This window comes from Salinivibrio sp. MA351, assembly GCF_001996065.1.
Taxonomy (GTDB): domain Bacteria; phylum Pseudomonadota; class Gammaproteobacteria; order Enterobacterales; family Vibrionaceae; genus Salinivibrio; species Salinivibrio costicola.
In genome coordinates this window covers 36,671-48,396 of the sequence record NZ_MUFG01000010.1, presented here as the reverse complement: position 1 = coordinate 48,396, position 11,726 = coordinate 36,671, and the positions used below count along the sequence as shown (strand labels likewise).

At 51.4% G+C, this 11,726-nt stretch carries 11 protein-coding genes; 3 read left to right on the top strand and 8 right to left on the bottom strand.

Going from position 1 to position 11,726, the window contains the following annotated elements:
* The first annotated feature begins 34 nt into the window (after positions 1 to 34).
* Positions 35 to 811, top strand: coding sequence for an envelope biogenesis factor ElyC (gene elyC, locus BZG78_RS07300; protein ID WP_021022808.1), 777 nt, complete (start codon positions 35 to 37; stop codon positions 809 to 811).
* A gap of 130 nt (positions 812 to 941) precedes the next feature.
* On the opposite strand, the gene kdsB is transcribed toward elyC, so the two are convergent.
* Genes kdsB through BZG78_RS07275 form a run of 5 tightly spaced genes read right to left on the bottom strand, consistent with a single transcriptional unit; the run spans position 942 to position 6,993 of the window.
* Positions 942 to 1,712, bottom strand: a complete 771-nt coding sequence (gene kdsB / locus BZG78_RS07295; RefSeq protein ID WP_077660797.1) for a 3-deoxy-manno-octulosonate cytidylyltransferase — start codon at positions 1,710 to 1,712, stop codon at positions 942 to 944.
* Positions 1,709 to 1,891: a Trm112 family protein gene (locus tag BZG78_RS07290; protein WP_077460625.1), complete on the bottom strand. Its 183-nt coding sequence runs from the start codon at positions 1,889 to 1,891 to the stop codon at positions 1,709 to 1,711. The genes kdsB and BZG78_RS07290 overlap by 4 nt, the downstream gene beginning before the upstream one ends.
* Before the next feature lie 11 nt (positions 1,892 to 1,902).
* On the bottom strand, positions 1,903 to 2,895 hold the full coding sequence (gene lpxK / locus BZG78_RS07285; protein ID WP_077660796.1) for a tetraacyldisaccharide 4'-kinase: 993 nt from the start codon (positions 2,893 to 2,895) through the stop codon (positions 1,903 to 1,905).
* Positions 2,896 to 2,897: 2 nt separating this feature from the next.
* Positions 2,898 to 4,652 carry a lipid A ABC transporter ATP-binding protein/permease MsbA gene (msbA, locus tag BZG78_RS07280; protein ID WP_077577016.1) on the bottom strand — a complete coding sequence of 585 codons (1,755 nt, stop codon included), beginning with the start codon at positions 4,650 to 4,652 and terminating at the stop codon, positions 2,898 to 2,900.
* A 43-nt stretch (positions 4,653 to 4,695) separates the two neighbouring features.
* Positions 4,696 to 6,993, bottom strand: a complete 2,298-nt coding sequence (locus BZG78_RS07275; RefSeq protein WP_077660795.1) for a DNA internalization-related competence protein ComEC/Rec2 — start codon at positions 6,991 to 6,993, stop codon at positions 4,696 to 4,698.
* Between the two features lie 29 nt (positions 6,994 to 7,022).
* On the opposite strand from BZG78_RS07275, the gene BZG78_RS07270 reads away from it, so the two are divergent.
* Positions 7,023 to 7,583, top strand: a complete 561-nt coding sequence (locus tag BZG78_RS07270; RefSeq protein ID WP_021022813.1) for a DUF2062 domain-containing protein — start codon at positions 7,023 to 7,025, stop codon at positions 7,581 to 7,583.
* A gap of 249 nt (positions 7,584 to 7,832) precedes the next feature.
* Here the strand turns inward: BZG78_RS07270 and lolE are convergent, their stop codons facing one another.
* Genes lolE through BZG78_RS07255 form a run of 3 tightly spaced genes read right to left on the bottom strand, consistent with a single transcriptional unit; the run spans position 7,833 to position 10,937 of the window.
* A complete protein-coding gene (lolE, locus tag BZG78_RS07265; protein ID WP_025744329.1) occupies positions 7,833 to 9,074 on the bottom strand; it encodes a lipoprotein-releasing ABC transporter permease subunit LolE in 1,242 nt (413 codons plus the stop codon).
* Positions 9,068 to 9,757: a lipoprotein-releasing ABC transporter ATP-binding protein LolD gene (gene lolD, locus BZG78_RS07260; protein WP_021022815.1), complete on the bottom strand. Its 690-nt coding sequence runs from the start codon at positions 9,755 to 9,757 to the stop codon at positions 9,068 to 9,070. Before lolD ends, lolE begins: the two co-directional genes overlap by 7 nt.
* The gene (locus tag BZG78_RS07255; protein ID WP_077660794.1) at positions 9,750 to 10,937 is read right to left on the bottom strand and encodes a lipoprotein-releasing ABC transporter permease subunit; all 1,188 of its coding nucleotides are present in this window, start codon (positions 10,935 to 10,937) and stop codon (positions 9,750 to 9,752) included. The genes lolD and BZG78_RS07255 overlap by 8 nt, the downstream gene beginning before the upstream one ends.
* 195 nt (positions 10,938 to 11,132) lie before the next feature.
* Between BZG78_RS07255 and BZG78_RS07250 the strand changes: the two genes are divergently transcribed.
* Positions 11,133 to 11,726, top strand: coding sequence for a hypothetical protein (locus BZG78_RS07250; RefSeq protein ID WP_021022817.1), 594 nt, complete (start codon positions 11,133 to 11,135; stop codon positions 11,724 to 11,726).

Sequence of the window (11,726 nt, the reverse complement as noted above, 5' to 3'; positions counted from 1 at the left end):
GTGCCTCGTTTGACTATATTTCGGGCGACATTGCATGTTTGAATTAAAAAAACTTATCTCAACCTTGATAATGCCCTTGCCCGCGCTGTTGCTCTTGGGTCTTTTCGGGCTATGCCTGCTTTGGTTCTCTCAGCGTAAAAGGCTGGCATCTTTTGTTATTTTCATTGCGTTTGCTGGGATTTTTCTCACTGCGTTTCAACCGGTCGCCTCTGGGTTACTTCGCCCTCTTGAGCGTCAATACACCGCTTTTCTCCCGACAGAGAAACCGGTGGACTTTGTAATGGTACTTGGAAACAGTCATGTGGTAGATGACGCATTACCACCAACGTCTGAACTCTCGCGTGCAGCGCTCATGCGTCTGACCGAAGGGATCCGAATTCACCGGATGTATCCGACATCCAAACTAATATTATCGGGCTATGACCACGGCTATGAGGTGAGCCACGCCCGCATGTTGGCACGTGTCGCGATGGCGCTGGGTGTCAACAAAAACAGTATCTTGTTACTGGAAACAGCAAAAGATACCTGGGAGGAGGCGTATCAAGCAGCGTCTGTGGTGGGGAGTCGTAATCTGGTGTTAGTCACATCAGCCGCACATATGGAGCGTGCGGTGTATGAGTTTCAAAGCGCAGGCCTTAATCCCATCCCTGCACCGACCAACTTCATGGCGCAAAAAGAGATCAAACAGCCATGGATTAAATACAGCCCTCGCGCCCAATACTTGGAGCAATTTGAGCGCTATTGGCACGAGCGGCTCGGTCAAGCCTGGCAACGCCTTCGTGATTTGATCGCACAGCCGGCATCCAAGTAACAGCGAAGAGACAACGGATAACAAGAAAAGGTAACGGGTAAAAAAGAAAAAAGCCGCGATAACATTCGCGGCTTTTTTATGGTTTATTGCCATGACAAGCGAGGAGATTACGACCTGATGGCTGTTAACGTCACTCGCTTGCACCATTGGCGGCGATATGCGCACGTACCGCCTCGAGATCAGCCTGGGTATCGACCCCATGCGGTGGCGTTTCGGCGGCAACCGCAACATGAATTTTTTCACCATGCCAAAGCACTCTGAGCTGCTCAAGCGACTCAATCTTTTCCAACGGACTTGGCGTCCAATGAATATAGCGACTAATAAACCCCGCACGGTAGCCATAAATGCCAACATGACGGAGTAAAGCGTCTGGAATATCGGGAGATTCAGCCTCGAAATGAGTACGATCCCAGGGAATCGTGGCGCGACTGAAATACAAGGCAAACCCTTGCTGATCCGTAACAACTTTGACCACGTTGGGGTTGAATACTTGCTCACTGTCATCAATCGCAACGGCTAAGGTCGCCATCGGGGCTTGCGGGTACTGACTCAAATTCGCCGCCACTTGCCCAATCACTGCAGACGGAATTAAAGGCTCATCGCCTTGCACGTTGACAATGATGTCATCATCAGCAAAACCGTATTGTGCCACCACTTCCGCCAAGCGTTCAGTCCCTGACTCATGGTCAGCACGTGTTAGGCATACGTCGCCGCCAAAGTCACGTACCGCAGTCTCAATGCGTTTGTCGTCTGTTGCAACAATGACCTTACTGGCCCCTGCGGCTTGCGCGCGCTCATACACATGTTGGATCATCGGCTTGCCCGCGATCTCAGCCAATGGCTTTCCTGGCAGACGGCTTGAACCAAACCGTGCTGGGATCACCGCATAAAACGGACTCATCCTTGCACCTCTTCCAAGGATAAATCGCGCGCTTCCGACGCGAGCAGTACCGGAATTCCATCGACAATAGGATAAGCAACCCGATCGAATTTACAAATCAGCTCGTTATTATCTCGGTTATAAAACAATTTGCCCTGGCATGATGGGCAGGCCACGATTTCAAGCAGGCGGTGATCCATAGCGTTCCTTTTTATTTGTTCGCGTTTTTGGTCAAACGTTCGATCTTGGCGAGTAAAGCCTGGGCGGCAGCCTCCGGCAAACTCGCTTCTACCGGCAAATACCACCAGTTATCTTGTGCGATGCCTTGGTATTTTACCGCGTCTTTTTCGGTCATGAGTAAATGTTGCCCCTTCTTTGCCAGCCTGTCCAGTTCCTCAGCGCTGAGGGTTTGGTGATCATTGATCCCTTGGCTGTACAGAGGCGTCACGCCCATTTGTTGCAACGTGGCAAAAAAGCGCGGCGGATGACCAATTCCTGCCACGGCAACCACACCTGGTAACATAGATGCAGGGCAAGCCTGACCGGTTCGAAGGTTCGTGGCTTGCCCGGCCACCAAATGCATAGGCCACTCTTGCCCTTGGGTGGTGCCGCCGTTATTAATCAGCATGTCGACACTGTCGAGGCGATCGATCGATTCACGTAAGGGTCCAAGGGGTAAGTAATGACCGTTACCAAAGCGGCGCTGACCATCAATGATCACGATTTCAAGATCACGGTCTAAACGGTAATGCTGCATGCCATCGTCCGTCACCACGATATCGACGCCCTCTTGCAATAAGCGCTTCACTGCTTCACTGCGGTCAGGGTCAACGCACACTGGTACCTGAGTGCGGCGAGCGATTAATACCGGCTCATCACCGGCGGCTCTCGGCGATGTCGTTTGCGTCAACAGTAACGGGTATTGGTCTGATTTACCGCCATATCCACGGGAGACCACGCCTGGACGATAGCCTTGCGCTTTCAGTTGCTCCACTAGCCAGATCACGAAGGGAGTTTTACCGTTTCCCCCCACCATGATATTACCGACAACCACCACAGGAACGGGCGCACGATAACAAGGCGATCTTCCGCGCAAATATTGGCGGCGCCGATGACGAGCAATCAAACCAAATAAAGCACTAAACGGCCGTAATAGCGCGGTCCAAAGGGATCCTTGATGGCCAAACCAAAGCTGATCCAGCATACTTAGTCACCAAACTGAATACGATGGAGTTGAGCGTAGGCACCGTTGTGCGCGAGCAATGCTTGATGGCTACCTCGCTCAACAATCTCACCTTCATCCACCACCAAAATTTGATCGGCATCTTCAATGGTAGATAGACGGTGAGCAATCACCAGTACGGTGCGGTCTTTTTGCAGCTCATCCAAGGCGGCTTGAATCGCGCGCTCTGACTCTGTATCCAGGGCTGAGGTTGCCTCATCCAGGATTAAAACAGGCGCATTACGTAACAGCGCGCGGGCAATGGCGATACGCTGACGCTGTCCACCCGACAAACTCACGCCATTTTCACCAATCATGGTGTCGTAGCCCTCATCCATACCGCGAATAAAGTCGTCTGCGTAGGCCAACTTAGCGGCATGCTCAATTTGCTCACGGCTATATTGATCGGCCGCGGCGTAGGCTATATTGTTAGCCACCGTATCGTTGAACAGGTGGACATTTTGCGACACCACCGCAACCTGTTGGCGCAAATTACTCAACGTATATTGCTCAATCGGCATCCCATCTAAGGTAATTGAGCCACTGTCTATCTCGTAAAAACGGGTCAAAAGGTTGGCAATGGTACTTTTCCCTGAACCTGACCGCCCCACCAGTGCCAGCGTTTTCCCCGCGGGCACCTCAAAACTCACATGATTCAGTGCCGGCGCTTCTCGTGATGGATAGGTAAAAACCACGTCTTCAACTTTAATGTCGCCGTTAATCTGCTCGGCCTCATGGGTGCCGGTATCTTTCTCGGTCTCAAGTTCCATTAAGTTAAACAAGCTATGACACGCTGCCATCCCGCGCTGAAATTGCGACGTCACGTTGGTTAACGATTTCAGTGGCCGCATCAAACCAAACATGGCACCGAATACCACCGCAAAGGTCCCTGCCGTTAGTTCTGACCGAATGGCTTCGGTGTTGGCGAGAATCAGCACCACCACCAGCGCCATTGACGCGATAAGCTGAATCACAGGGTTGGCAATCGCCTGGGCCGAAACCAGCTTCATGGTTTGCTGACGCATACGGTTACTGACTTTTTCAAACCGTTTTTTCTCGACGTCTTGACCACCATAGCTTAAGACCACTTTATGGCCTTTGAGCATTTGCTCCGCGGAGCTGGTGACCGAGCCCATTGCATCTTGCATATTCGACGAAATACGGCGGAAGCGTTTAGAGACCACTTGAATGGAAATCGCGACAACCGGCGCAATAACCAAAAGAATGGCGGATAACTGCCAACTTGACCAAAACATTAAGATCATCAAGCCAAGAATCGATGCGCCCTCTCTCACCAAACTCACTAATGCGCCACTGGTTGCAGACGCCACTTGTTCGGAGTCATAGGTAATACGCGACAACAGCGCCCCTGACGACTCTTGGTCGAAAAAGCTCACGGGCATTTTCATAAAGTGATTAAACATGCGACGACGCATGGTCATTACCACATTACCCGACACCCAAGATAAGCAATAAGCAGAGACAAAGCTTGATAAGCCACGCACCAACATTAATATCACGAGGTAAAGTGGCATCCATTTAAGGAAATCGCCCTCAACGTCATCGTAAGAAAAGCCTTGATCAAGCAGTGGGCCGAGCATGGAAAGCATCAGGGTGTCACTGGCGGCGTTCATTACCAAGGCGACAATGGCAACGATTAACCCTAGTTTGTAATTAGCAATATAGGGCCAGAGTTGCTTAAACGTCTGCCAGGTCGTTTTATCTTGATATTCGCTCATTAAAATCGTTTTGATGGGTAAAACAGACCGGCATTCTACTCTTTTACCGGTCTGCGTCCAAATTTACTGGCCGACGTTTAAACATCTGACGATACCAAGCCGCACGACGATCTTGGCGCCAACGCGTTAACTGCCAACCCGTGTCGACACGCTGCCAACGAACCTGACCATTGGCTGCGGTATCTAACCACGTCACATCGGCGTGCTCATAGGCGGCCCGTACTTGTTGCGCGGGCAACCGCCAAGGATTGAGTAACCCCGTCGATGCCACCGCCCAAGAAGGATTCACCGCACCAATAAAAGAAGGCGAAGAAGAAGAACGACTGCCATGGTGCGGCACCAGCATAATATCGCTGTCCAGCTGCGTTTGATCGCCCAAGGATGCAAGCAAATTTGCTTCTCCCTTTCTCTCAATGTCTCCGGTCAGTAACACGCTGTATTCCCCGTCAGAGATGCGTATGACGCAAGAGTCATTATTGTCTGCAGGTGCCGTTGCCTCTGGCGGCCATAAGGCGGCGAAGTCTAATCCTTGCCACTGCCAGCGCTGCCCTGCCACACACGTTTTATAGCCAGAGCGTACCTCACTGGCACGGCGCCAACGCGGTGAATATTGAGCGACGATAAAATCGGCACCGCCATCGTGATCACTGTCGCCATGGCTGAGAATAAGACCGTCCAGGCGCTCAATGTGTCGACTTTCTAAAATAGGCGCGATGACCGCCTGTGCAATGCCGCCCACTTGCCAACGATTGCCAGTATCATAAAGGATGGCCTTTCCATTTTTACTCACCAACACCGCAAGACCATGGCCAACATCCAACACATCCACTTGCCAGTTCACCGCTTTCGGCGCGCGCCAGGTGATTAACGCGACGATAAACACAATGACCAAGCCGCTGCATCGATGGCACCGCCAACCATATAATCCTATCGCTAACGCTATCACAGTAAACGCCCATCCGATTGATGCCACCGGTACAGTCAACCAACTCGCTGAGGCATTTTCAGCCAGTGCCATCACCGGGATCAGACTGATATTGGCCCACTGCCAACATAACACGTCCCCTAATCCAGTCGTTGACAAAAAAAGGGCCATAAAAACTAACGGTACCGTTATCATTCCCACCCACGGGACCGCAACCAGATTAATAGGCGTTGCCGCCGCACTCACTCCAGAAAAAAAACTGAGTTGCAGCGGTAACATACCAATCAGCAGTACAAGTTGGACGACCAACAGCTGCTTCAACGGCCGCAGCCAGTGCCAGCGCCGGGGCGCTTGTCCCCAACCGGATGAGCGCGAAAAGCCATAATGCGCAAGACATAAGGCACCGACCGCCGAAAATGATAACCAAAAGCTGACCGAGAAGCCGGCTAACGGATCACGCGCAAGTACCAATAACACGGTGAGTTGCAAAAGATTAAGCGGTGAGACGCTGGCACCAAGACGCTTTGCCACCGACACCAATAACAGCGCAATCAATGCCCGTTGGGTTGGCAGTGCAAATCCCGCTAGTGCGGCATAGACTATCGCGACACCGAGTGCCACATAGAGCGGCAACCATGTAAATAAACGCTGCTCTGGCAGCCAAACACGCGCCCAACGGCCAAGTTGCCACCCCATGCCATAAGCCAAGCCAATGTGTAACCCTGAAATCGCCATCAAGTGGGCCAAACCACTTTGTGTCAATGTGTCCCAATGGGCGGCAGTCAGCCACGATCGCTCGCCCAAACTCAATGCTAAAAGGTGAGGGCCAAACCGAAGTGGTGATAAAGTCGGTGTTAAGGTATCAAGCAGCTGCTGACGCCAAGTAATGGTATCGGTTAATTGTGTGGCCTGTTTTAAACTGGCTTTGGCGTGTATTCGCCGAGCCACATAATATTTTTCCGCATCAAAGCCGGTTTCATTGAGTCGGCCATACGGTGGTTTAAGCCGTACAGTCAGTTGCCAACGCTCGCCCTGCTTAGGAAAAGGCGCCGATTGCCAGTACACACGTACACGCGCTGAACGAAAAGGCGCCAATCTCGATTGATTAATTTTATCGACATCAAAAATAATCGCTTGCGCGCCGGCTTTATCGCTAAAAAGGGTGCCCACAGTGCCCGTGATTGTAGTATCCTTTTGGTTTGAAATGATGTGGATCACGTTGGCTTGATACAGGTTTGCGGATAATACAGCCCAAGTGAGCCCCAGCGCGCTCCCTGCAAGCCACCACCAACGTGTTTTCACCCCGAAAAAAAAGACAATACAGGTAATGGAGCAGACCCAAAACGGCGGTAATACAGGCCACCATGGTAGTGATAGCAAAGTCAGTGCCGCGGTTATCGTAAAGGTTAGCTTCATCGCGTAATTTCCAGGTAATGTAAACAGGTATGCCCAAGAAGTTTTTTCAACGCTATATGCCAAAGCGGGAGGCGTTGCGCGACAATAAGGCGCTACGCGTATTTGGTAGCCTGTTGCAGGATCCCAATCTGTGGTGCCTTAACCGGCGCTCGGCATCAGGGGCCTTTGCGGTGGGGCTGTTTATGGCATTTGTCCCGCTTCCTAGCCAAATGATCATGGCCGCTGGCCTGGCCATTATGTTCGGCGTGAATCTGCCACTGGCCGTGGCTTTGGTGTGGGTAAGCAATCCAATCACCATGCCGGTGATGTTTTATCTCGCTTACAAACTCGGGACCTGGATGCTGAATACGGCACCTATCCCCTTTCACTTTGAGCTTTCATGGCATTACCTTGCCGAGCAAATGAGCCATATTGGCCCACCTTTTTTATTAGGGTGTATCACTAGCGGGCTCGTCTTCGCGGTGATTGGTTATTTCAGTGTGCGCGGTATTTGGCGCTACTCGGTGGTGAGAAGCTGGCAAAAGCGCAAACTTCGCTTGCCTAAGAAAATCAAACAAGTACTCCCAAAGCCGACCAAACCGTCATCTTAGTGCGCACGTAGCGTAGCGCTCGGTGCATCTTGCGCAAGAGTGAGCCCGAGAAGGTGCGAGTGAGATGGAATAGCTGTTGGTCGTTATACAATCGTTAACACCCTTGAGCGAGACAGATCAAAAAGAGCCCGTCGTAACGGGCTCTTTTTGTCGCTGTCTTTTATGCAGGCTATCTTGTATCAAGGCTATTTTGTATTAAAGCTATCTAGTTTTAGAGCTCTCTGGTATTAAAGCTCTCTGGTATTCACGCTATTTGGCACTGAGCACTGCAGCGGGTTGAAGCTGGCAAGCACGACGTGCTGGGTACCAAGCCGCCAGCAAGCTCAGAAGTATCGCCGTGATACTAACAAGTACCACGTCTGTGGCATGTAACTCACTGGGGAGAAAGTTGACAAAATACACATCACCTGACAAAAAACGATGCCCGACCCAAGCCTCAATCTGAGACAAGATCGCGGTGAGATGACTGGCAATCGCCACGCCCAACACACTGCCAATTGCGCTGCCTAACGCCCCAGAGAACAATCCGTACCAGATAAATATGCGTCGAATCAGGCGATCATTCGCGCCCATTGTGCGTAAAATCGCAATGTCCGCGGCTCTATCTTTTACCGACATCATCAAGGTTGACACCACATTAAAACACGCCACGCCAATCACCAGCACCATCACCAAATACATAATGGCTCTGACCAACTGGATATCGCGATATAAATACCCGAAATCGCCCGTCCAATCTTTTAAGTACACATAAGTAGATAAGGTTTGCCCTACTTCTTGTACGATTTTTCGCGCGTCGAGTACCGGCGAAACCTTAAGCGAGACGCCGGTCACCGCCTCATCCATTCCCATCAGAGCTTGGGCATCTTGGAGACGCATTAATGCCAGCGAATGGTCGATTTGTCCGCCTAACTGCAACAGGCCAGCAACCTGCATTCGCACCCGCTTCGGCGCCCGTAGGTTAAGGCTACTGTCTGTCGCCGGCACCATGACCGTGATCCAGTCACCCTTGCTAACACCGAGCTGAGAAGCAATGCCTTGCCCCAAGACAAGACGAGATTGCCCCGCTGGTAAACTTTCCCATCCACCATCGATATAATCACCAATCCGGCTAACCGTTCGCTCTGAGGTGGGATCCACCGCGCGAATTTGCGCAGGCTGTAAGCGAGTGCCATGTTCCATCAATGCCGTAAGCTCGACATAAGGCGCCGCCGCTTCCACCTGTGGGTGCCGTTCACTTTGCGCTTGCACCTGTTGCCAGTTTTCAATCGGACCATTGACACCAAACACCTGCCCATGAGGCACCACTGACAGCACGCGTTGATTCAACTCTCGCTCAAATCCGTTCATGGCTGATAAACCCACAATGATCACCATGACGCCCACCGCGATACCAATGACCGAGGAAAGAGAAATAAAGGAGACCAAGCGATTTCGCTGCCGAGCACGACTAAAGCGCCGGCCTATCGCCAAGGATAACGGTTTCATGATGCCTCCTGCACAACCAAGTGGCCATCTTGCATCATTACTTGGCGATCCAGTTTTGCTGCCAGCTCACTATCATGAGTGACCACTAAAAACGCCGTGCCATGTTTCGCATTCAGTTGTCGCATCAAATCGTAGATCTCTAACGCCGTGGCGTGATCCAAATTGCCTGTCGGTTCGTCGGCCAATACCAACTTCGGCTCATTGACTAAGGCACGTGCAATCGCCACACGTTGGCGCTCGCCCCCCGATAACTCCGAGGGCCGATGCTTGAGTCGATGCCCAACCCCAACCGCGTTCAAGATCGCAGTGGCTTGTTTTGCTGCCGCTTTGTGACTAACTTTGTTGATCAGCAAAGGCATCATCACGTTTTCGAGCGCGGTGAAGTCGGCCAACAAATGATGAAACTGATAAACAAATCCTAAGGTTTGATTGCGCAGTGTCGCCTGTTGTGACGCCGACATCGCACTCACCAATGCATCCTCAATCCAAACATCGCCCTCGCTCGGCGCATCAAGCGTGCCAAGCGTGTGCAATAGCGTACTTTTCCCCGAGCCGGATGACCCCACAATCGCCACCAGCTCGCCCGGGGCTATTGTCATTGACACCTGGTTTAACACACAGGTTGATTGCCCACCTTCTTGATAGGTTTTACTGACACGGTGGCAGGACAATAAAGATTTACTCATAACGCAGTGCCTCAGCAGGGTGAACAGATGCCGCTTTAAATGCAGGGAATAAGGTTGCCAACACGCTTAGCACAACGGCTAAGCCGAGTATCATGGCAACTTGAAACGGATTAACAACCACAGGCAACGCTAAGCCGTTACCCAATAGACTCACGCCGAATATCGCCATGATTTCGTTGATGTATGATGCAATCAATACACCAAGCACGCCCCCAATGGCAGCGCCAACCAGACCACTTAAACTGCCTTGAGCGATAAAGACAGCCACAATGTCTCTATCTTTCATGCCCAGTGTTTTTAAAATCGCGACCTCGGATTGTTTTTCCATCACCACCATGATCAGCGCGGAAATGATGTTAAATGCCGCCACCACAATGATCAGACTCAGCATCAAACTCATCATGTTTTTTTCCATTTTCACCGCTTGAAAGAGCTCACCACGCCAACGTCGCCAATCGGTCCAGGTGGCAGGATCGGCCTTGGGTTTAAGCTGGGTAATCGCAAATGGATCATCTAAAAATAACCGTAAGTCGTTCGCTTGGTTTGGGGAAATACCACTCAGTTTTGCGACATCTTCAATGTTGGCCAGCATCAACTGGTTATCGACATCCGTGCCAGTATGAAAAATCCCACCTACGGTAAATAAACGTTGCGCAGGGATCCGACCGATGGGCGTAAAACGACTAGCACTGGTGACCATGACTCGGACCGAATCTCCGACCCGTAATTGCAACTCAGATGCCATCGCGCGCCCTATAATCACTTGATAGCGTCCCGGACGCAGTGCCGACATCTCACCTTGCAAAAGGTGGAACGCCAGCGGCTCTGTCGCCTTCGGATCAATCCCTTCAAGTAAACCTGCACTGAGGCCTTTGCGGCTTTGAATCACCGCATCGGTGGTTTTTATCGGCGCGGTATCGACCACATGCGGCCACTGCTCTATGGTCGATGGTGTCGATCCTAACTGGCCATTGGCGATAATCGCATGGGGCAACACCCCTAAAATACGGCCTTTTAGTTGGGCTTCAAATCCATTCATCACCGATGACACCGTAATCAACGCCAATACACCGATCGCGATCCCCGCGGTAGACATCGACGAGACAAAACGCCCAAAGCGGTCGGCTGAACGGCCACGCAAATAGCGCAGGCCAATAAACACCGACAAAGGTTGATACATAGCACACCTAGCTTATTGTTTTGATTCGCTGCAAGCATACCTGTCCAAGTCAGGCTCGCCAAGTTATCCGCCGCATTTAACCCTCTCTGGATGATACAAATCCATGCCTTTAGGGCGAGAAAGTATCGCTAACCTTTACCTCTCGGTAAGGGTGCGTGATAATCATGAATACAACAGCAATGTAAAGGCACAGTGATGAGCCAAGACGAATACTTCTCTGTGCGAGCGGCCATGCGGATAAATGTGGAGCCCCTCGCCGACAATCAACCGCAACCGGACGCGGATGGCTTCATCGCGGAGATCCCCGCGCCATTTCGCTTGGCGAGCCAATGCGGCCAGCTTGATGCTGACGTGGAAAAGGATTTACAGTCGATTGACCCTAATGACGCGTCAGCATTGTTCCGCATTTTGCAGACTCAAAACGAAAAGCTCACACTGATGATGGGCTACATGCTCAGCCATGAAGATCAGCCTTCTCACCGCTTTATCACCCATACCTTTGGGGCGAGTCGTTTTTCGTACCTGAGTCCATCGCCGTTAGCACTTGGGGTACATGCGCGCGTCAAGCTGTTCCTTGATCATCCACCCACAGCCATTTATTGCTACGGCGTGGTGACCGATTGCGAGCATCATCAAGAAGACGATGGCAATCAGCCTCACTATTTGATCCAAATCCAGTACACACGGTTATTGGAAGAAGACCAAGACACTCTCATTCGTGCCGCGTTGTATCATCAGCAAAAACTCTTAAAAAAACGCGCACGCGACCGAAAACAATCAAGCAGTTAA